Here is a 19977-nt window from a genome sequence, read left to right as displayed (position 1 = left end):
GATATCTTTGTGTAAAATTTTTAAGCAATGAATTTAAGTAACAAAGTGGCCATAGTAACCGGTGGTAATAGTGGCATTGGCTACGCTACAGCAAAGGAATTGATCAGCCAGGGAGCCAGGGTTATCATTACCGGCAGGCGGAAAGAAGCTATCGATCAGGCGGCACAGGAATTAGGGGCCATTCCGTTTGTGGCCGACCAATCAAAACTGGAAGATATCCATACGTTATACGAGGCTGTACAAGATCAGTTTGGCCAGGTAGACATCCTGTTTATTAATGCTGGTATTACGGGAGAAAACACACTGATAGCCGAAGCTACCGAAGCAAACTTCGACAGCGTGATGGACATTAACTTCAAGGGCGCCTATTTCACCTTAAGCAAATTTACTCCCCTGCTGACGGACGGTGCATCGGTAGTATTTCTTTCTTCTATTGTGGCCTCCACGCACCAGCCAAAGAGTTCTGTTTACCAGGCCAGCAAGGCGGCAGTGAATTCTGTTGCCAAAACAGCTGCTGCAGAACTGGCGCCCCGCAAGATCAGGGTAAATACAGTAAGTCCCGGTCCCACGAAGACGGCGGTTTTAAACAAACTAAATGATGATGCCACCGCCCAGCATATATGGGATCATCTCAGCACCCTGGTGCCGCTCAAGAAAGTGGGCATCCCGGAAGATGTGGCAAAGCTGGTGGCATACCTGTGCCAGGACGCGGCTTCTTTTATCACAGGTGCTGATTTTGTGATCGATGGCGGCATCACGATATAAGGATAGACTCTCTGCGTCAACCTGCTCCCCTACCAGGGAAGAAAGATCATCTACCTGGTCAATTTTCCAACCTTTGCCAAGGCGTTTAATAACGTCGCAAACGCTGCTATATGGTAGTTCTGCAAATCCCTTTCTTTTTTCATATAGTCGTTTTCGTTATTATTTATTCCGGTTACTCTACATGGCTACCTTCCCCCCGGTTATCGGAAGGGTAGCGCCGGCGATATAGCTGGCCTCTTCCGATGCCAGGAACACATAGGCGGGCGCAATTTCAGCCGGCTGGGCAGGCCTTTTCATCGGGCTTTCACTGCCGAATTTTTCCGGCTCTGGCATGGTAGATGGAATCAGGGGCGTCCATACCGGGCCGCCTTTATAGTTATGCCACAGCGCGCCATACCGTAGCGTTACCACCAACAAGTGCTGACTTAATTCTACGAGCACATACATAAGGTTATTGATAAACGGAGCTCAGCGAGGTGGTTTCCCGGTTGGTTTACTATTTGAGATATTCTACTATTATCTCATCATCAAAATATTTAACCATGACACAGGAAAACAACAGCCTGCTATTAAGATTGAAAGGCAACTGGAACGAACTCAAAGGAAAAATGAAACAGCAGTATGCAGATCTGACAGATGATGATCTGCTATATGTAGAGGGAAAAGAAGATGAGCTATTGGGCCGTATACAGCAGAGGACAGGGAAAACCAAAGAGGAAGTAAAATCCTGGATCGATAAGTTGTAATGATGCTATCGCCCCGTCTGCCGGCAGGTATTCGACAGGCGGGGTTTATAGCAGCCATGTTATTCCATCAGCTGTTCCATTTTTGCGGCATTGGCCGCTGCATAACCGGATTGATCATTATCAAAATAGCAATAAACATCCCTGCCTTCCTTATTCCAGTGTTTACATTGCTTCACCCATTTCTGCAACGTTGGCAACCGGTAGGTACCCTGGTATTTGCCTCCGGGGCCGTGTAAACGAATATATACCCAGTTGGCCGTTACGGTTTGCTGGTAGTGCCAGCCAAAGGTGCCGATATATGTTTTACCTTTTTTCATCATGACGGATATATTGACCTTAATATCGGCTACTCAATAATTACACCATGATGGATGTTGATTGTACACGAAAAATATCACTATTGTAACCCTTCATATAAAATACTGGCATTTTTGCTTTTGAATGTATACTTTACCGCTCGTTATTAATTATTCCATCAGATATGAAACACAAGCATAAGCATTCCTTCATGGTATGGCTGGTTGCCCTGCTTGGCACCATTAGCGCAGGCACCGCAAAAAGCCAATCCAGCACTGATTATACGAAATATGTGAACCCGTTCATCGGCACCGCTCCTTTAACTGATCCGAAAATACTGGGGTATGAATTGCCGAAAGGCTGGAGATCCTGGGCCGGACTGGTATTTCCCGGCAGTTCGTTACCCAATGCCATGGTGCAGTTGAGTCCTATTACGGAATATGGCTCCGGGGCGGGCTACGAATATGAAGACAATATCATCTACGGATTTACCCACACCAACAAAGGACATTGGAACCTGTGCAATATCCCGTTGCTGCCGGTATCCAACCCCGGTGAAAAATTTGGTTCTCACTTCTCTCACCAGAAAGAGGGCGCCGCTCCGGGCTTCTACCAGGTATACCTGGACGACTATAAAGTTAACGTAAGCCTGACCAGCACGCTGCGATGCGGTTATCACCGGTATGAATACGAACAACCCAACGACCGGCAGATATTGTTTGACCTGGCCAAAGCCAACAACAAGGTAAGCAGCTGGACGATTGAGCAGGACGGCAACCGTGCCGTACAGGGCTACCAGGAAGTAGGAGAAGGAAAAATTTACTTCTACGCCACGCTGAACAGTGATATTTCCCGGCTCGACAAGCAAGTCCAATATGCCCTGTTACATATCAGCAACGATAATAAGGGGCCGGTAGAAGTAAAAATTGCGTTATCGTTTGTCAGCACTGCCAACGCCAAAGAAAATCTGGCGCAGGAAATTGGGAATCAATCCTTTGATGCCATACGGGCCGCCGCCCATGATACCTGGAAAAACACCCTGTCAAAAATACAGGTAAAAGGAGGTACTGAAAAAGAGCGGCAGCTGTTTTACTCTTCCCTCTACAGATCTCTCCTGTGGCCGGTATTACGCAGTGATGTAAACGGAGAGTATACCGATGCTAAACGCCAGGTGATCAAGGCAAACTTCCAATACTATACGGTGCCGTCGCTCTGGGATACCTATCGCAATAAAGATGTGTTATTAGGATTAATTTCTCCGCAAGTAACGCTGGATATCATTAAATCCATGAAAGACATCGGCGATAAAACAGGTTTCATTCCTACCTTTTTCCATGGCGACCATGCCGCGTCTTCCATTACCGGCGCCTACCTGAGAGGGATCGATAATTTTGATGTACGTGGTACCTATCAGCTGTTGCTGAAAAATGCCAACGTAGCAGGCGGCACCCGCCCTTTTATTACAGAGTATATCCAGAAGGGTTATATTTCCGATCCGGATGTTAAAAATCCCCAGGTGGAAACCAAAGGGAAAGCCGGCGTATCTAAAACCCTGGAATATGCATACGACGACTATTCACTGGCACAGCTGGCACAGCGCCTGGGTGATACGGCCAATTACCGCATCCTGATGGCGCGTTCTAAAAATTACCGAAATGTATTTGACCCCAGCATCCGGTTTATGAGAGGGCGACTGGACAATGGCGACTGGATCACGCCTTTCAACCCTCAATATCCTTACTACGAGTACATGTTCAGAGAAGCCAATGCCTGGCAGGTATCCTTCTATGCCCCACACGACATGAAGGGCCTGGTAGACCTGTATGGCGGCCCTAAGCCCTTTGAAGCCAAGCTCGATTCCCTGTTTACCGTACCCTGGAATCCTTCCTATATTGCCCGCAATGTAGAAACCATGGTGGGACAGTATTGTCATGGTAACCAGCCAGATCACGAAGCGCCTTTTGCCTATTATTTCATCAATAAGCCGGAGAAATCACAAAAGATGATTGACTATATACTGGGTCATTTATATGGCATTGGTGACGATGGGCTGGCACTCTGCGGAATGGATGATGCCGGGGAAATGTCGTCGTGGTATGTATTCAGCGCCCTGGGCCTGTATCCGTTTTCTGCTACCGATCCTAACTACCTGGTTACCGTACCGGTGTTCGATGAAGTAAGCTGGACGACGAGTAATGGCAAACAGCTCACTATCCGCAAACCAGGTACCGGCAGGAACTTAAAAGCCATCAAAGTAAATGGGAAGGCGTTGAAAGGATACTTTGTATCGCACAACTTGTTTAAGCAAGGTGGCATCATTGAGGTGGTGACGAAATAAAGAGATGGTTGCAGGCGCCCGGTGGGCGCCTGTTTTTACTGTGGTTTCCATGCAAATCCATCGCCACCCTGTATCACCTTCCCAAACCCTGGCGCGGGTAAATGATAACCAAATACCAGTTTCCCGTTATTAGCCAGCTCCTGCAACGTGGCCTGTCGCGTTTGGGCAGCCTGTTCAAAATCTATATCGAAAATAGTTCCCCACTCCGGATGATGAAATAATAATTCATTCTCGTGGCAGGTATCCGCCATATGAATAAACTGTTCCTCACCGGTGTTAATGGCAAACAGGGTATGCCCGGGCGTATGCCCTGGTGCGGCGACGGGATGTATTCCTTCCAATAGGGCATCGGTACTATGGAACAGCTGTAGCCGGTTGTCCAGTACCCGTAATATGCCTTTGATATGCTGTTGCATTTGCAGCAAAGCTGCTGGTATATTTTTACTCCTTGAAAAGTCGGGACTTTCTGACACCCAAAAATCGTATTCGGCTTGCGATAAATGTATGCGGGCCTCCGGAAACATTAGTTGCTCCCCCACTCCTACGAGCCCATTGATGTGATCGGGATGTGCATGGGTTAATATTATATCTGTAACAGATTCGGGAGTAATGCCTGCGGCATGTAAATAAAACTGGAGCTGGCCGGCTTCAGGGGCGGTGTAATGGCCATTGCCTGCATCAAACATCACCACCCGGTTGTTGAAACGAAGTACCAGGATATTATGTGGCAAAATAAAATGACGGGGGCTATTGCCCAATAAGGTCCGGGGAATACCCGGTGCAAAACAGCGGGCTTCGTATATGACTTCTCCGTCTGTAACGGAAAAAATCTCCATTTCCCCTGATCTGAAAGCAGTAAACCCAGCTGGATGATTCATCATGAGTGGTAGCATAGCATTTAGTAAATTTGTTGCAAATACCCTCTTTTCGGTTAAATGAACCCTATAGTCCAGCTTTATGGGCTTAGGCTAAAATTTTAGACTAATGACGAAGGCTAGTGTTAGAAAGAACAGGCACTTTAATCCGACCAATTGTGCGGTAACCTATTGTATGAATATTATCGGCGGTAAATGGAAGCCGGTAATTATACATCTCATCCGCAATAACACCAACCGGTACAGCTTAATGCAGAAAGCCATGCCAGAGGCCAGCAAACAAACGCTGACCAATCAATTGCGGGAACTGGAAGCAGATGGCGTTATTGAAAGGATGGTGTTTGCAGAAACGCCGCCCCGCGTGGAATATAAGATGACCGACCTGGGCAAAACCCTCTTACCCATTATTGATGCTATGCGGACGTGGGGTAAAGACTACGTAAACCGATGACAGATCTATAGTGAGATGATTCAGCGAATTTATGAGACGTTAACGCCACCGGGGATACCGATGAACTGTTATTTTTGCCGTTTTCATACAACGCACGTCAAGCAGCTAAAATTTCCGGCAGAAATGAAATCTATCGTTATCACCCTTTCCCTGGTGCTCTCCTGCATCACTCTACTCCTGGCGCAGGAACGCTCCGCCAATATTCCCGGCGACTTTGCAGATCCTTCTATCCTCCGGCAGGGCGACCAGTACTATGCTATTGGCACTTCCAGCGAATGGGGACCGCAATTCCCGATATTCCGTTCCACGAATCTACGGCAATGGAAACAAACCGGATTCCTGTTTGATCAGGCGCCTACCTGGACTGTGGGCTCTTTCTGGGCCCCTGAATATTTTTATCACCATAATACCTACTTCGTTTATTATACTGCCAGAAGAAAGAGCGATGGCATATCCTGCATCGGCGTAGCCACTTCCGCCTACCCCGATCATGGTTTCAAAGACCATGGCATTCTTATCGAATACGGCAGGGAAGCCATCGATGCTTTTGTGTTCGATGACAACGGACAGCTATACATTACCTGGAAAGCCTACGGCCTCGACAAACGCCCTATTGAAATACTGGGTAGTAAGCTCGCCCCCGACGGGCTTTCCCTGGTTGGGCAACCGTTTACCCTGCTCAAAGACAACGAGAGAAAAGGGATGGAAGGACAGAGTATCCTGAAGAAGGATAACTTTTACTATCTCTTTTATTCCGCCGGCGCTTGCTGCGGCGCAGACTGCAGTTATCATGTAAATGTAGCGCGTTCCTCTACCATCACCGGTCCATATACTGACTATCAAAATAATCCGGTGCTGACCGATGGCGGCAATTGGAAATGCCCCGGCCATGGTACTTTCGTACAAGATGCACAAGGCGCTACGTTCTATCTTTATCATGCCTATAATAAGCATAGCAATGTTTTCACAGGCAGGGAAGGGCTAATATCTGCTTTGTCGTGGAATGTGGGTCAGTGGCCTGTATTCAGCTCATCAACTGCACTAGAGAACCAGTCGCCCCTTACAACCTACCATTATGATTTTGCCCACGTCAACAACGACATCTTCTGGCAGTGGGATTTCAGGAATATGCAACCACTGTATCGTTATGCCAATGGCAAATTGCATTTATCAGGTAAATACAGCATTCAAAATCCTTCCGGTATTGCGCTCACCCTGCGCCCCTACTCCGCTGCCTATGATATCAGCACGGCGGTAGTCAATCACAATACGGCTTCCAAAGGGCTGGTGGTTTATGGCGATGCTGGTGCAGCTGCCGGCATTGCTGTCAGCGGTAATAAAGTAATATTTTGGATATCGAAAGAAGGGAAACGCGTGGTGCTTAATGAACAATCAATCACTGACACAAATTCACCGGTATACCTGAAGCTGTCGGTATTTCCTGATTTCACCTGCCGGGTGTACTGGAAACAAGGGCAAATTTGGAACGAACTTACTTCTGGGAAACAACCATACGCTATTGGCTTCCTGCCGCAATGGGACCGGGCGCCACGGCCGGGATTGAGTTTTATCGGAGAAGAGAAAGAGGAGGCGGTGTTTAGCTTTTTTGAGATAAGGTATAGGTAGGGGTTATTTATAAAAATGGCATCAGTGTTTCATGGATAATGAAATGCTGATGCCATTTCCATTCAATATCTTAATATATGTGCTGTAAAACCCGACTAGGCTTCTTCCGTCGATGCCCTATTATTCTGGCCTTTTTTCATTATTGGGAATAAGGTAAAACAAGCTGTCTACCTCGAAGGATTTAAAATCGCTAAAGTTGGTATCTGTTTTTACTATGTTATCCGGACAATAGGATTTAAAAATGAACTGGACTGAATTCTGATTATATTTTATATATCTTAAATCACAGTCGTACATAAAGTCTTGCAAAAAGTCCGCGTCGCTGGTACTAAGATATGCTATAGGAAGACTTGGATTCGGCTTAACTGAATCGCATAATTGCCAAAATGATTTACCGGTATACGTAAATCTAAATGAATAACATGATGGAACGCTTTTAATGAGAAAACCCTTAAGGCGAGCGGCTTTTGCAAATCGTTCTTTATTGTTATTAAATATCTCTTTTGCTTTTCCATGTTGTTCACACGACATAAATAAACATAAAGAAAGAGCAAAACAATTAATCACATTTACAAATCTCATAGTTCCATATTTCTTTATATTTATTATTTTTATTACCTTACTTTTAATGAACCGGTCTTAAAACTGCTTTATCCACCTGCTACATTTTAATATCCATAACCTCAGTTACCGAAACTCTGTCCTACCGTTGCCTTTATTAAATAAAAAGCCAGGTATTTTCTGTGGGATTATACATAAGTACACTGTGGGATTTTACCAAGCAAACATGCTGCGCACAGCAATAGACAACGTATCACCATTTATAGTTCAGTATCCATTTCAAACTATCTGGAAACTCAACTCCATTTTTTATAAAATCATCTGGAAATACTAACAACCGTGCTATTTCGGGACTTACCTTGGAGTATAATAGAGGAAATTGATGATTTAAAAAAAAACGTGCATTTTTTGGTGGCACCCTAAAACATAGGTATCCCTCTCCATGATAGAGCATTGTATCAACCGTATAAGTATAGTTAAAAATGACGCCACTACCCTTAGCTTCAATATAATAGTCTGTAATCGTCCCCACAGACATTCGCGCATTTTTCTGAAATGCCCTTTCTCTACCACCATTAGTCAACAACATTATGCCTGTTATTGTAAAGAAAAATATTGCGACAGCAATAGCTCCTTTATTTGTACCCTTATACATAGTTGTTCCTTTTTACTATCGGATTAACTTGTTCCCAATGTTTATTTCTTTTCTGCGTTTCTCGCTGCCGCTGTCTGAAAACTGGGGTTCTCATTAAGCAATTTATATTTTGTGTTCTGTTTTCAAGAATCAATTCAGCCTTGTCACAGATGTTATATATACGTACGCTGCCTGCTTTGATCTGGTAAACTTGTTGGGCGTAACAAAATGTACCAATGAATAGAAAAAAAATGATACTAAAAAATGATTTCATGGTATAGGGTATTGTTTGGCATTTGTCTTAATAATGGATGTTTTATTAAAGTGTGTCAAATTATTATGTCAGTGTGTCTCACAATTGTTTTTTTAATACTTCCATTTTTCTACTACAACGATTTCACGTGTCCAAGCGGATTCAATAAAATTGTGTTGCATTTGGGATATTTGCACATTTCGAAGCCTATCTTTGTTCTACCTATATATTAGTCGTGTCAACTACTTATAAATACCACTTCAAAAGTCTATTTTAGTTTCTTATGATCGTAGATACTATATACATTCTTTTGATATATAATATGTTTTTGCGAATCAACAGTTTTATATCTAAGAATATAATCGAGATTACCATCTCCATTAAAATCTCCAATATCATCAATCCTTAATCTTTCTTGAGATTCAAAATAATAATCATTTATGATTCCATTTTTTTCATTAATCCTTAATAAAATATAACCCCATCCCGAAGTTCCAATAAGCGAAACAAGGTTTAAATCAATCATGATAAATCTGTTTTTCTTAAAGTAAAATAGATTCACCGATGAAGGTAAAAGATTTGACATATCATGAATTGAATAAGAAAGGGCAACGGGTCTCTCATTAAAAATTATTATCGGGGAGCTTTCGGAAAGTTTCTCCAAATTATTCAACAAAATGGGGTGTCCCACATCTCTTATTGTACCGATTTCTGATTCACAATAAAAACCTATCTTACCCCAATGAGTATTCTCTTCAAAAAATAAAATAGTATTCTCTTCCTTCAAGACTTTTGATATGTGAGTCTGGATAGTTTCAAAAGAATCTACTTTCTCAATGAAAAATTTACTTTTGGAAGTCTGGGACCATAAACTTCCGCTAACAATTATACATAAAAATGTAGCTACAAATTCCTTTTTGAAAAACATCATAATCCTCCTTTTTTATCCTTTTCTAAAGCTGCTTGAGTTGATTTATAAAATATTGTTGTTCCAAATCCACCCTTATGAACACCAGTGGTTTCAAATTGGGAGTTATCTAATAAATGTAGATTTGACCATCCTTTAAAAGCAAATTTCTTATGTTCAGAATGGAAATATAACCAAGACTTCCAATTCGCATTAGTATTTATATCCGCACCTTGCCAACCTATTCCACCACCAGATTTTGTCTTCACCGAATTTGCCATTGGCACCTAGATACCGCATTGCTCCTATAGTATATTCAATTGCTAATCTCATCTGACGATTTTCGTTTCTACCAAAGCTTTTCTTATCAAAGTCCGGTTGATCCCCCAAATTAATTCCCATGAAATCACGAAAAGCAGGGTTTCCATTTGCACCAAAATGAAACTCATTTGCATAAGTATTGTCATCCCATTTGTTTCTCATTTTTATTAACGTATTATTCAAATTCCATTTACCAGGATCATACTTTGCTCCTCCTGAATGAGTGAGCTGAAAATGATGATTATCATTCCCCTTTCCATTAAATCCAAATCTATAGCAGCCCACTCTCGTAGCGAGATTGCTTCCTATATACCTACATGCAAACGTATATCTAATACAGTTCTATCAAATATTTTCTATGAAAGTTGATAATTCTTTAAAATCCATTGCAGGGCAAAGGCGTGGATCAAGCAATAGTTTTTGCTTAATATATCTCCAGTCATCTATTCTAATCCCCAAAATATCTTCATCATTCCAATACATATTGTCTTCTGGTCTAATTAAATTGGGCCATAAATTTAATAGAATGGTTTTTACCTCCTTCTTTTTATTCGAGGAGATACCCCTCAACTTATAAAAAACAAGGAATAAGATATCAATCTCCAAATACCTATGCATAAACATTATAATCGCAAACAAAGAAAATGGATCCTGCAACTGTTCAACAATATAAATAATATCATCAACATCAATTCTTTCCCAAAGTTCATGCAGACAGAGCATCAAAAAATGAACATATGTAATATGCTTATCTTCGAAATTGTACAACAAAAAACCTCTCTTATCAAATTCAAGAATGCGGTGAACAAATGGCTGTAAATAATACCTATCAATAGGGAAACAACTTGATTCATCTGGGGCATGAATCGAAAGATAATCTGATAATTCTTTCATGACATCCTTATTCATGTTAATCAATTTTTTCTCTACTTTCAAGCACCTTTTTATTTCCTTCTACTTTATAAATACTCAATGTTGCGCCTGATAGACGAGCTCCTAAATCATTCAAAATCCTAATGTAGTTTTTAGTTTGTTCAGCATTTGGAAGATAGTGCCCAGAAAGGTTTGTTATGTCTTTGACCTTTCCTTTGTACATTTCGATTGTTCCCGCTAACATTACTTCAGGAGCTGAATTAGATAGATAATAATGTCCTGTCCCTAATTTAAGATATCCTTCCATAGTTACAACAATATCATAAGTTCCGGTCATTCCCCCATATTTTGATACAAACAAACCATCTACTATCTTACTACCTACCATTTTATATTTATCATCCACTTGGGGATCATCTCTCACTTCCCCTATGCGCTGAGTAAAAACTACAAGCAATACTAAAGTAATACACCCGGTAGGCGGCCAGGTGTATTATCTTCATCAAAGCATATCATTCAATATAATGACCTGACACAAAATAATCCGGAACTAGGATATCACACCAATCCTTGTCATTTTTCTCAGGAGACGATTCACGATATTTGGATTTGGTATATACGATGAACATTTCATAACCTCTTGCTTGTAAGCCATTCAATCTGATGTCTGCTCTCCCTTGCTTAATTTCTATTGACAGAATATAATTTCGATCACAAATTTGCTTTATCTCATCATAAGAAGTTCCTAAGTTATTATTACTGAATATACCTTTCCCATCAGCATCCAGCAACCCACTCTCCATCCGATGTAATACTCCTAAACCTCTTGAATTATATGCATATATTAGTTCAAAAGTATCTTTAGGATACTTAGACATAAAGGATTCGCAAATATTACCAATTGCATAAAAATCTGACTTGTTCTTATTAAACAAGTCCATTGCCTTTCCTTTAGCATCACCCTTATCATGTACAGTAAAACAACTGTAAAAAGTAAGGCAAAATAATAAAACAGCGATAATACGTAACCTTAACATTTTCTTATTCTTTAGCTAGTTTATAATCTACTGATCTATAGTTTTCATCATCTAGCTTCGTAAAGAAAACTCCGGATCTATCTTCCGTTGTCACTACTTGATCTTTCTGCTGAACCCCATCGCGATGACCTCCTGTTGACATGTAATTATATTGTGTGCTAATCACAGCTTCAAAAACTCCTTTCTGCCCTTTTACTGGCTGCAATGACATTGTAGAGAATCCTATTGTCCAAACCCCATAAGGAGAGTTGTATGCATCTCTGTTTTCGTCATTATCATTCCATTCCATAATTCTATCCATACTACGTTTATTAGAATTATCCGCAAATGAGGAAAAACGTCTATACTCTTTCTCAGAGAAAAGAACCGCAGTTGTATTGGAACTCTCCATTGACCAAGATACAGGTGCAAGACCATGACCGCCACTTATTTGCATGCCCAAACCAACTAAATTCTCATCTGAATTATACTCTAATGATCCTCCAACAGACAAATGCGTTTGCGGAATACCACCCGAAATTCCAAACGAAGTGCCCATCCCCGTTATACCTGTTAAATCCTTAATACCAGGTAAAAAGGCAACCTTAATACCTAAATCATACCCAAGATTTGTGGAAACACTGGGACCTGCAGTTCTTGAATAAAAAAGTGCAACATTGCCATTTTTATCACATCCCATACCTTTTGCCATAGATTGAACACTTCCAAACGAAACACTTCCAAACGTTGAAATTGTAAATGTGCCTCTTATTCCTTTGGCTATAAAATGAGGAATACTTTCTTCTCCATCCAAATCGACATTTAATATCGGGCTATTAGAAGAGAACTGGTACGGCGTTAACTCTGGACACTTACGTGTTAAAGGGTCTACACTCAAAAACTTCTCAATCCTCGGTTCATACACCCTCATTCCATAATCCTGCTGATTTCCCTCTCCCTTCACCTCATTATCATTCTCCTTTCCATTAAATCCAAACCTATACCCCCTACCTCCAAACATCAATTGTACCTGACATCACTTACTTCTTGCAACGAAATACGTCATAGCATATGATCTGCTTTATCGTACTCATAATTTTACAAAGCCATCCAGATGCAGCTCAGCTTTAAAAAAATCAAACAAATTATCAAATTTGATGACCTCCCCAGATTCATACAATACAGTAACCGGAGGATTTTCGTCGCCGTCTGTCATAAAGTAAGCATAAATATAGCCCTGATGCATCCAGAAAACAAAAGCATCACAAGGCAAGGGATCAAGCTTTGCCTCTTCAAGAGTTTCTCTGGCATAATCTCTAAGAGGTAACAATTGTCCATAAAATACATCTGTTCCACGCATATAGGTACCAGCGCCTTTTCCCATCACTAACAAAAACTCTTTATATACTTGCGGGAATGAAACATTAAAATAAGTTTGCAAAAAGGCTACTTCTTTCTCAGTACATGGAACTAAATCCTCGCCATTAGACCTTAAGTAATTGGCAATGTCATTAATATCATTAATAGGCTGCATATTATTTACTGGGTTCTGATATTTTATAGTAATCAACTTCGGATGCTGCACTACCGGGGGCAACGTTTCGATATGTTTTCGCCGGATAGTTTGGTATCTCGTATCTCCTACCGGTTGCTCATATTGTACGATCAGTACCGGCAACATCATTTTACAACCTGTGTGTATGTAGTAAAAACCAGTATCCAATAACCGGTTGTTACTGTTGGGTAAATGCAGCTGGGCACTGCTTTCACAACACAGGACAAATAATAAAATTGCTAGTATAGGGGTAAAATATCTCAATGGGATCGTTTATAACAATCTACACCATACCATGGCGTACTTCGCCAGGCAAATACATATCAAACCAAAAAAGTAAAATGTGCGCGTGTCAGGCCATTAAACAGGTAGCAAATACAAGTGAAAGGAATAGACATTGTGTGGGCATAAACCAGGGTGTAAATTTAAATTCATGGTATAGGATTTTAATACTAAAACTATTCTTAACAATCAAAGGGGAATAACAATACTTTTCGACAGTTTTTTGCAGATGATGAAAAGTGCCACTCTCATTTTTACTTTTCATTTTCCACTTATTGGCAAATATATTACCTTAATTGAATTATTACTACTTTTCTCAAAAAAAATTATTGCACAAACCCAACACATGAAAATCGCTTTAGCTGCACCTCCCTTCCCATCCTCCATCAGCGATGGTTTGCATTGGACAGCGCAACTCGTCAAAGAAGCCGCCGGTCAAAATGCCGATATTATCTGTTTCCCGGAATCTTATCTACCCGGCTATCCCGGCATGAATACAGAAGAGCGCACGCCGGAAAAACTACAGGCTGCACTGGATGAAGTGTGTGCCATTGCTAAAGAAAATGGCGTAGCGATTATCATGCCGATGGATTGGTATCAGCCACAAGGTTTACTCAACCTCGCCTGGGTGATATCAGGTACGGGCGAAAAGCTGGGCTATCAAACCAAAAACCAGCTGGATCCTACAGAAGATAATATATGGGAGCCTGGCACGGAGCGCAGCATATTTGAAGTAAAAGGGATAAAATTTGGTATTACCATTTGTCACGAAGGATTCCGTTACCCGGAGTCGGTGAGATGGGCGGCGAGGCAAGGGGCAGCAGTCATATTCCATCCGCATTTTGGTGGCAGTAATACTAACGGGCCCTCACCTACGGAATGGGGCCACAAAGACAATCCTTATTATGAAAAAGCGATGATGATGCGGGCACTGGAAAACACCATTTATTTTGCCAGCGTTAACTATGCCTCCCGCTATCCCGATTCGGCCAGTGCTGTTATTGCACCGGATGGTAGCTGCGTTGCGCACGCCGCCTATGGACAGGCAGGAATCACCGTGGCCGACATAGATCCGGCACTGGCTACCGGCTTGCTGGCAAAGCGGTTTAAAGAAAATCTTTATCGTTGACCCATCATCTGGCAATATTCTTTGGCGCTCAAATTATAAAGCGCATAAAAAAAGCTGACCAGGAAACAAGTCCGGGCCAGCTTTACTTTTATCGGTAATATGCTTAGTACGCATTCTTGATCGTCAGGTCATATGTTTCCTGCGCAGCAGGAATTCCCCCGTTTACTGCAATATCCTTTTTGAAAGTAACCGGCGTTGATACACTCACATGATACTTACCATTACTGTCTTGCGTTACGCTGGCAGTGCCTCCGGTTCCCAGCACAGAATACAGCAGGGAGCCTGTGTTTACGGCGGTGCCAATGGTACAGTTAATCACAATAATGCGGGCAGTGGGACTGGACACCATTGCTTCCGTTGTACCCAGGCGGTATTCTCCCTCTCCCAGGTTGCTGTAAAAGGTGAAGGTCAATGCACTGCCGGAAAAAGCGCCAAAGTTTCCTCCATCTCCGGTGGTGCCAACGGCCATAGCCGTAATAGTTTTCCCACTGCTGGTAGTACTCGATTGCGAAGACGTACCTCTTACATAGGTGTATTGGCCGAGCTTCCAGCTGGCATCAGCGGAACTGGGACCAGTATTATCGTCTTTCTTTTTGCTGCAGGAAAATAGAAATGCTGTTCCTAATAAGAGCGTCAATATTCTCTTCATAAATTAAAGTGGTTAAAATTTGGCTATAACAGCCAGGCTAACACTGATTAACTGGTTTAACAATTGAACTCGTTGGCTCATTTTCACCACAATAATAAGGAAATTTCATTATTGACCATTATGATAGGTAGTGGATAATCGGCTGACACCCGGAACTATCCACTACCAGGTTATTTCATCTCAATCCTGCAAAAAGTCGATCACCAGCTCGTTGAACCTTTCACTGCTCTCTATATTCGACAGGTGCACTACCGGGAGTATCGTCAGGCTGGAATTGACGATGGTGGCGGCGAGTAATTCACTGTGTTCAGGTAGGGTTACCGTATCATATTGTCCGCCTATAATGAGCGTTGCATGTGGGATCAGGGCAGCAGTTTTTCTCAGGTCGCCATCACGCACAGCAGCGAAAGAGCCGGCCAATCCCAATGGAGGCGTGTTTAATACCATGTCACGGAAGGGCGCTACCCGGCTGTCTCCATTGCTGATCATCGCGGCCGGAAACCAGTTATGAATAAACATATCGGCAAATCCGTCCATGGTAGCGCCCTCTTGCAAGGATTTTATCTGTTTATTAAAGTACGCCTGTGGCCCCAGGTAAGAGGAAGTATTGGCCAATACCAATTTATCGATCCTTTCAGGCGTGTGTATAGCCAGGTACTGACCTATAAAACCACCCAACGATAAGCCCAGGAAATGCGCTTTTTCAATACCCAGGTGGTCCAGCAACTCAATTACATCCAGCGCCATCCGGTTAATGGAATAATCTCCGGCGGGAGCGCCGGAAGCGCCATTACCCCGGGTATCAAACCGTAATACCTGGAAGAAACGGGTAAAAGCAGGCATTTGTACATCCCACATATGATAGTCGGTAGCAATAGAATTAGACAATACCAGCACAGGGTTGCCTGTTTCGCCTTCCAGTTCGTAGGCAATGCGCACACCGTCGCCAGTAGTAAAATATTGAGTGGCTGGCAGGGAGGCTATTATGTTTTCCATTTTGATCTGTTTTTTATGATGATTGATAACACAAAAATAGACCACCCTATCAGCCTCCAACAGGTACAAGCCGGGGTTTGTGCTGTATAATTACAGGTTAGTTCCTTACCCTGTTATGGCTTTGTCCAAAAAAGATCAGGATTGTTGGTAATACTATTATCAGCCACTCAATGCGCCATTGCCGGCACTTCCACCGCGTAATGAACCGGGTACAGCTTTCTGAACATCAGGTAGGCGGCCAACAGTACGCTAAATGCAATAATAGCATCTATAGTAGCAGGAAAACCCAGCACACTTATTTTGGAAAAGAAAGCGAAAATGATATCGAAAAACATGCCCGCAAATACCCATTCTTTTAACCGAAGTAACCGGTTGGGAATTAATAAGGTAATGATCCCTGAAATTTTAAAAACACCCAGGATATAGATAAAATGCGGCGGATAGCCCAACTGCTGCGTGATACCCCATACAATCGGGTTCCTGGTTAATTCAAAGAAACCGCTGGCGCCAAACCAGAGTGACATAAAAATAACGCCTGACCAATAGATGATTTTTGTGGTAGTAGTTTTCATTTTTCTATTTTTAAATGTTTGATAAAATGTGGTTGTTATTGCGTTTTGCTGTTTGTTTACTCAAAAGTAGACAGTCCCGCAATGTGAAATTTTATCAAACACCTCAGTTGGACAAATTGGCCCGCGAGTTAGTTATTTTGAGGGGCGAAATAACAGGCGCGTTCATGATAACAGCCAAATAGGAAACGAACTATGTGAAGAAGATGGCTAACAAACAAAAGAGCCTCCAGGTTTTCACCTGAAGGCTCTTACTATTTACTATCTACCCTACCATTTTATCTTTAATTCGGAACGTCTGTTTTGTTTATATTCTTTTTCACTACATGGCACCCCGTCTTTACAGCCATTCACAGGGTCTCGCTCCCCTTTATTGCTATAGTAAAGGCGTTTGGGATCAATGCCCTTACCGGCCAGGTAATCTATTACTGCATAGCAACGCAACGCCGACAAATCGGTATTATACTGATCGCCACCACGGCTATCCGCAAAGGACATAATCACAATTTTCCAGTCGGGATGGCGCTTCAACACCGCTGCCACCTGGTCCAGGATCCTGCGGGACTCTGTGAGCAGGGAGGCACTGTTATAGTCATACAAAAACTTCAATTCTTCCAGTTTTTGTTTATCCGTAATTTCTTCAGCAGTGTGTTTTTTCCCTCCCGGGTTAGGCGGACCGCCCGTTACCGGTGTTGTAGGATGATCGACAGTCACCGGCGGCTCCGGCACAGGATTAACCCGGCTAAAATAATTGGGGTCTGAGAAATAGTAGATATCATCTTTTCCCATACCACCTGGCCTGTTGGAAGCCAGGTAACCTTCATAACCATTTCGTTTCAATACCAGCCCCATATCATCAGCCCCGGAATTGAACGGCAGTTTCATATTCTCCGGTACTTCCCAACTGGATTTTGCACCCTTCACACGATAGATATCGTAGCCCCCCATCCCTGCATAGCCCCTGCTGGAGAAGTAAAGAATCCCTTCTTCGTTCACCGTGGGAAAGGTTTCAGCAGCCACCGTGTTTACCTGGCTGCCGCAGTTAACCGGCGCGCCCCAGGTACCATCTGCCTGCTTCTCTGCATACCATATATCTGTCTGCCCCAGGCCACCCGGGCGATCTGATACAAAATACAATACATCGCCACCGGAACTTAATACCGCATGGCTGGCCGAGTATCCTTCTACGTTAATACCAGGCATCAATACCGGCGTTTCCCATTTACCATTCTTTTTCACAGACTGGTAGATCTGCAGGTGGCGGATACCATTCACAGCACCTTTGCCGGTAACGGGTACTCCCTTACCTTGTATATTGATGGTAGCATACAGCGTATCTTCCGTACTATTTAAGCATACAGGGCCAATATGATAATCATATTTGCCCAACAACGCCGGTACCAGTTCTTCCAGGTAGGCGTTGGAATTATCACCTGCGTATTGCTGGTAAACATATGCTTTGTAATAAGGTTGCTCTGTGCGTTTGTCAATGGCAGGATTAGACTGCGAGCCACTATTCAGCGCCATCGAGCGGTACCCGTTCGACATCACCAGCAAGCCTTTTTGTACCGCCCCGCTTACGAGGTCGGAACCATAGGTATTCAGTTCTTTGATCGGCTTCAACTCTATAGGCGCGCCTTGCTTATTCCATACAACAGCACTGTCGCAGCCCAGCAACGCAATATCTTTTAATTTAAGGCTGTCGGCATTCGACGTGCTGAATAAAGTATATTGCTTTTTTGCCGCATCATATTGTTCCAGCTGCTTGAGTACTTCACCATAGGAAAAATAAGCAGATGCAGGACAATCGGGGCGACTGGTAACTTCCTGGTAGATGTCGGCAGCCGACTTATAGTAACCAATTTCCTGGTAACTATGCGCCATTTTCATCAACTGGTCTACCGCCGTTTTACTTCCTTTATTACGGGCAATCCTGTAATAGAGGGAGCCCGCCTTTGCATACTCCTGCCTGGCGTATGCCTCATCGGCCAACTGCGTCAAACTCTTCTGCTCCTGGCTGTACAACTGTGTCGTCATCAAAAGCACCAGCGGAATGGTCATTATCGTGCAACGTATCATACGTGTAATAACTAAAGGTTAAAAATACCTGGGGCTCTTTACCGTAAAATTCTTCGATGGGATTAAAAAGCCCAGGGATATCTCATGCGATCCTCCCTGGTAACCCGCCATTTTATTAATGGTCAGATCATAGGAATACCCTATGCGCAGTTTTTCAGTAGCATAAAATTCCACCATTACGCTGGCAGCATCTACTTCGCTGAGGTCTTTTTGCAAGTTAGTTTTATTCCATAATCCCACGCCGGTACGATATGAAGCGCCCGTCCATAATTTGTCGCCAATCAACAGGAAGGCATTAATATCTACGTTGGTAGGTCCTTTAAAATCTTCCTTAATAAGGATCGAAGGCTTCAGCTGTAAGTTGTCACCCAGCGGAAACATAGCACCTGTAGTAATATACAGGTGCTGTGTTTTACGGATGGTCGAATAGTTATTTCCTTTCCAGTTATAACGCGTAGCATCGGTATAGAGCGAAAACAGGTCCATGACAGAAGCGCCGGCATAAAAACGGGAAGTATAATAGTAAATCCCAAAGCGGGCATCCGGTACCCACACACTCTTTTTACCCAGCGGCAGAGCCACGTCGTCGTTATCAGTGTATTGCAGTGCATTACCGTCGATGGAATACTGGGTAACGCCACCGCCAAGACCAAAGCAAAGCCGGCGCGTACCTTCATCATCCAGCGGAATCCGGTAGGCGTAAGAGCCATAGAGCGATAATGCCTCCTGTGGTCCCAGTTTATCAAACAACATTTGCAACCCCAATCCTACCTTGTTGTCGCTCGCCGGCGTTACCCCATCTATCGATATGCCACCTGTACGAGGCGCACCAGGGAAACCACTCCATTGATGACGGTAAACGGTATTCACATACAGGTCTTCCTTATAGCCTGCATAGGCAGGGTTAACGCTTAACCCGTTGAAGACATACTGGCTGAACTGTATGTTCTGCTGCGCTGTGCCACGCATGCTTATTGCCAGCAGCAAGACCATTATTCCTGCTCTAAGTACTGTTTGCATCTTTTACACTTTTTTTTGTAGCAGATAATATTGTT

At 43.0% G+C, this 19977-nt stretch carries 22 protein-coding genes and 1 pseudogene; 6 read left to right on the top strand and 17 right to left on the bottom strand.

The features are described 5' to 3' along the window. Nucleotides 1-27: 27 nt before the first annotated feature. Entirely contained in the window at nucleotides 28-765 is a 738-nt protein-coding gene (locus tag FHW36_RS28970) for a glucose 1-dehydrogenase (RefSeq protein WP_145674801.1), read from the top strand. Nucleotides 766-942: 177 nt separating this feature from the next. On the opposite strand, the gene FHW36_RS31005 is transcribed toward FHW36_RS28970, so the two are convergent. After that, a complete protein-coding gene (locus FHW36_RS31005; RefSeq protein WP_317131896.1) occupies nucleotides 943-1206 on the bottom strand; it encodes an SDR family oxidoreductase in 264 nt (87 codons plus the stop codon). Nucleotides 1207-1307: 101 nt separating this feature from the next. On the opposite strand from FHW36_RS31005, the gene FHW36_RS28960 reads away from it, so the two are divergent. After that, a complete protein-coding gene (locus FHW36_RS28960) occupies nucleotides 1308-1511 on the top strand; it encodes a CsbD family protein (RefSeq protein WP_145674797.1) in 204 nt (67 codons plus the stop codon). 59 nt (nucleotides 1512-1570) lie between these two features. Here FHW36_RS28960 and FHW36_RS28955 read toward each other — a convergent pair whose 3' ends face one another. Further along, nucleotides 1571-1831, bottom strand: a complete 261-nt coding sequence (locus tag FHW36_RS28955) for a DUF72 domain-containing protein (RefSeq protein ID WP_145674795.1) — start codon at nucleotides 1829-1831, stop codon at nucleotides 1571-1573. 161 nt (nucleotides 1832-1992) lie between these two features. Between FHW36_RS28955 and FHW36_RS28950 the strand changes: the two genes are divergently transcribed. Then, nucleotides 1993-4146 (top strand): GH92 family glycosyl hydrolase, encoded by a 2154-nt coding sequence (locus FHW36_RS28950; RefSeq protein ID WP_145674792.1) that lies wholly within the window; start codon nucleotides 1993-1995, stop codon nucleotides 4144-4146. 35 nt (nucleotides 4147-4181) lie between these two features. On the opposite strand, the gene FHW36_RS28945 is transcribed toward FHW36_RS28950, so the two are convergent. Continuing rightward, entirely contained in the window at nucleotides 4182-5027 is an 846-nt protein-coding gene (locus tag FHW36_RS28945; RefSeq protein ID WP_186452669.1) for an MBL fold metallo-hydrolase, read from the bottom strand. A gap of 103 nt (nucleotides 5028-5130) precedes the next feature. Between FHW36_RS28945 and FHW36_RS28940 the strand changes: the two genes are divergently transcribed. Together FHW36_RS28940 and FHW36_RS28935 are read left to right on the top strand one after the other, a co-directional pair. Continuing rightward, nucleotides 5131-5472 (top strand): winged helix-turn-helix transcriptional regulator, encoded by a 342-nt coding sequence (locus FHW36_RS28940; RefSeq protein WP_145674788.1) that lies wholly within the window; start codon nucleotides 5131-5133, stop codon nucleotides 5470-5472. Between the two features lie 123 nt (nucleotides 5473-5595). Continuing rightward, nucleotides 5596-7098, top strand: a complete 1503-nt coding sequence (locus FHW36_RS28935) for a glycoside hydrolase family 43 protein (protein ID WP_145674786.1) — start codon at nucleotides 5596-5598, stop codon at nucleotides 7096-7098. An 814-nt stretch (nucleotides 7099-7912) separates the two neighbouring features. Here the strand turns inward: FHW36_RS28935 and FHW36_RS28930 are convergent. From FHW36_RS28930 to FHW36_RS28895, 9 genes and pseudogenes are all read right to left on the bottom strand, one after another. Then, complete coding sequence (locus FHW36_RS28930) at nucleotides 7913-8314, bottom strand: hypothetical protein (RefSeq protein ID WP_145674784.1); 402 nt, start codon at nucleotides 8312-8314, stop codon at nucleotides 7913-7915. Between the two features lie 500 nt (nucleotides 8315-8814). After that, complete coding sequence (locus FHW36_RS28925) at nucleotides 8815-9477, bottom strand: hypothetical protein (RefSeq protein ID WP_145674782.1); 663 nt, start codon at nucleotides 9475-9477, stop codon at nucleotides 8815-8817. After that, the gene (locus FHW36_RS28920) at nucleotides 9474-9734 is read right to left on the bottom strand and encodes a hypothetical protein (RefSeq protein ID WP_145674780.1); all 261 of its coding nucleotides are present in this window, start codon (nucleotides 9732-9734) and stop codon (nucleotides 9474-9476) included. The genes FHW36_RS28925 and FHW36_RS28920 overlap by 4 nt, the downstream gene beginning before the upstream one ends. 385 nt (nucleotides 9735-10119) lie before the next feature. Further along, the gene (locus FHW36_RS28915; protein ID WP_145674778.1) at nucleotides 10120-10683 is read right to left on the bottom strand and encodes a hypothetical protein; all 564 of its coding nucleotides are present in this window, start codon (nucleotides 10681-10683) and stop codon (nucleotides 10120-10122) included. A gap of 1 nt (nucleotide 10684) precedes the next feature. Then, nucleotides 10685-11104 (bottom strand): hypothetical protein, encoded by a 420-nt coding sequence (locus FHW36_RS28910; protein ID WP_186452668.1) that lies wholly within the window; start codon nucleotides 11102-11104, stop codon nucleotides 10685-10687. Nucleotides 11105-11159: 55 nt separating this feature from the next. Then, a complete protein-coding gene (locus tag FHW36_RS28905) occupies nucleotides 11160-11684 on the bottom strand; it encodes a hypothetical protein (protein ID WP_145674774.1) in 525 nt (174 codons plus the stop codon). A 4-nt stretch (nucleotides 11685-11688) separates the two neighbouring features. Further along, entirely contained in the window at nucleotides 11689-12477 is a 789-nt protein-coding gene (locus tag FHW36_RS28900) for a hypothetical protein (RefSeq protein ID WP_246121250.1), read from the bottom strand. A 3-nt stretch (nucleotides 12478-12480) separates the two neighbouring features. Beyond that, a pseudogene (locus FHW36_RS31120) lies at nucleotides 12481-12684 on the bottom strand (RHS repeat-associated core domain-containing protein); the annotation flags it as partial. 69 nt (nucleotides 12685-12753) lie between these two features. Then, nucleotides 12754-13482, bottom strand: a complete 729-nt coding sequence (locus FHW36_RS28895; protein WP_145674770.1) for an SMI1/KNR4 family protein — start codon at nucleotides 13480-13482, stop codon at nucleotides 12754-12756. A gap of 364 nt (nucleotides 13483-13846) precedes the next feature. Between FHW36_RS28895 and FHW36_RS28890 the strand changes: the two genes are divergently transcribed. After that, nucleotides 13847-14629: a carbon-nitrogen hydrolase family protein gene (locus FHW36_RS28890; RefSeq protein WP_145674769.1), complete on the top strand. Its 783-nt coding sequence runs from the start codon at nucleotides 13847-13849 to the stop codon at nucleotides 14627-14629. 103 nt (nucleotides 14630-14732) lie between these two features. Here FHW36_RS28890 and FHW36_RS28885 read toward each other — a convergent pair whose 3' ends face one another. The 5 genes from FHW36_RS28885 to FHW36_RS28865 all read right to left on the bottom strand — a co-directional run bounded on the left by FHW36_RS28885 (nucleotide 14733) and on the right by FHW36_RS28865 (nucleotide 19942). Next, complete coding sequence (locus FHW36_RS28885; protein ID WP_145674767.1) at nucleotides 14733-15278, bottom strand: hypothetical protein; 546 nt, start codon at nucleotides 15276-15278, stop codon at nucleotides 14733-14735. A 180-nt stretch (nucleotides 15279-15458) separates the two neighbouring features. Further along, a complete protein-coding gene (locus tag FHW36_RS28880; protein WP_145674761.1) occupies nucleotides 15459-16274 on the bottom strand; it encodes an alpha/beta fold hydrolase in 816 nt (271 codons plus the stop codon). Nucleotides 16275-16441: 167 nt separating this feature from the next. After that, nucleotides 16442-16846, bottom strand: coding sequence for a DoxX family protein (locus FHW36_RS28875; protein ID WP_145674759.1), 405 nt, complete (start codon nucleotides 16844-16846; stop codon nucleotides 16442-16444). Between the two features lie 267 nt (nucleotides 16847-17113). Beyond that, nucleotides 17114-18922 carry an OmpA family protein gene (locus FHW36_RS28870; protein ID WP_145674757.1) on the bottom strand — a complete coding sequence of 603 codons (1809 nt, stop codon included), beginning with the start codon at nucleotides 18920-18922 and terminating at the stop codon, nucleotides 17114-17116. A gap of 18 nt (nucleotides 18923-18940) precedes the next feature. Beyond that, nucleotides 18941-19942 carry a PorP/SprF family type IX secretion system membrane protein gene (locus FHW36_RS28865; protein WP_145674755.1) on the bottom strand — a complete coding sequence of 334 codons (1002 nt, stop codon included), beginning with the start codon at nucleotides 19940-19942 and terminating at the stop codon, nucleotides 18941-18943. Between the last annotated feature and the right edge of the window lie 35 nt (nucleotides 19943-19977).

The sequence above is a fragment of the Chitinophaga polysaccharea genome (genome assembly GCF_007829335.1).
GTDB lineage: Bacteria > Bacteroidota > Bacteroidia > Chitinophagales > Chitinophagaceae > Chitinophaga > Chitinophaga polysaccharea_B.
The sequence above is the reverse complement of the archived record's forward strand: the minus strand, read 5'-3'. Positions and strand labels throughout refer to the sequence as shown.

What these genes read in the sequence shown, in the direction of transcription:
- FHW36_RS28970 (WP_145674801.1), top strand. Translation starts at nt 28, where the DNA reads ATGAATTTAAGTAACAAAGTGGCCATAGTAACCGGTGGTAATAGTGGC.
- FHW36_RS28865 (WP_145674755.1), bottom strand. Translation starts at nt 19,942, where the DNA reads ATGCAAACAGTACTTAGAGCAGGAATAATGGTCTTGCTGCTGGCAATA.
- FHW36_RS28890 (WP_145674769.1), top strand. Translation starts at nt 13,847, where the DNA reads ATGAAAATCGCTTTAGCTGCACCTCCCTTCCCATCCTCCATCAGCGAT.
- FHW36_RS28935 (WP_145674786.1), top strand. Translation starts at nt 5,596, where the DNA reads ATGAAATCTATCGTTATCACCCTTTCCCTGGTGCTCTCCTGCATCACT.
- FHW36_RS28870 (WP_145674757.1), bottom strand. Translation starts at nt 18,922, where the DNA reads ATGATACGTTGCACGATAATGACCATTCCGCTGGTGCTTTTGATGACG.
- FHW36_RS28880 (WP_145674761.1), bottom strand. Translation starts at nt 16,274, where the DNA reads ATGGAAAACATAATAGCCTCCCTGCCAGCCACTCAATATTTTACTACT.
- FHW36_RS28950 (WP_145674792.1), top strand. Translation starts at nt 1,993, where the DNA reads ATGAAACACAAGCATAAGCATTCCTTCATGGTATGGCTGGTTGCCCTG.
- FHW36_RS28960 (WP_145674797.1), top strand. Translation starts at nt 1,308, where the DNA reads ATGACACAGGAAAACAACAGCCTGCTATTAAGATTGAAAGGCAACTGG.
- FHW36_RS28940 (WP_145674788.1), top strand. Translation starts at nt 5,131, where the DNA reads ATGACGAAGGCTAGTGTTAGAAAGAACAGGCACTTTAATCCGACCAAT.
- FHW36_RS28920 (WP_145674780.1), bottom strand. Translation starts at nt 9,734, where the DNA reads ATGGCAAATTCGGTGAAGACAAAATCTGGTGGTGGAATAGGTTGGCAA.
- FHW36_RS28875 (WP_145674759.1), bottom strand. Translation starts at nt 16,846, where the DNA reads ATGAAAACTACTACCACAAAAATCATCTATTGGTCAGGCGTTATTTTT.
- FHW36_RS28885 (WP_145674767.1), bottom strand. Translation starts at nt 15,278, where the DNA reads ATGAAGAGAATATTGACGCTCTTATTAGGAACAGCATTTCTATTTTCC.
- FHW36_RS28915 (WP_145674778.1), bottom strand. Translation starts at nt 10,683, where the DNA reads ATGAATAAGGATGTCATGAAAGAATTATCAGATTATCTTTCGATTCAT.
- FHW36_RS28905 (WP_145674774.1), bottom strand. Translation starts at nt 11,684, where the DNA reads ATGTTAAGGTTACGTATTATCGCTGTTTTATTATTTTGCCTTACTTTT.
- FHW36_RS28955 (WP_145674795.1), bottom strand. Translation starts at nt 1,831, where the DNA reads ATGATGAAAAAAGGTAAAACATATATCGGCACCTTTGGCTGGCACTAC.
- FHW36_RS28945 (WP_186452669.1), bottom strand. Translation starts at nt 5,027, where the DNA reads ATGATGAATCATCCAGCTGGGTTTACTGCTTTCAGATCAGGGGAAATG.
- FHW36_RS28930 (WP_145674784.1), bottom strand. Translation starts at nt 8,314, where the DNA reads ATGTATAAGGGTACAAATAAAGGAGCTATTGCTGTCGCAATATTTTTC.
- FHW36_RS28925 (WP_145674782.1), bottom strand. Translation starts at nt 9,477, where the DNA reads ATGATGTTTTTCAAAAAGGAATTTGTAGCTACATTTTTATGTATAATT.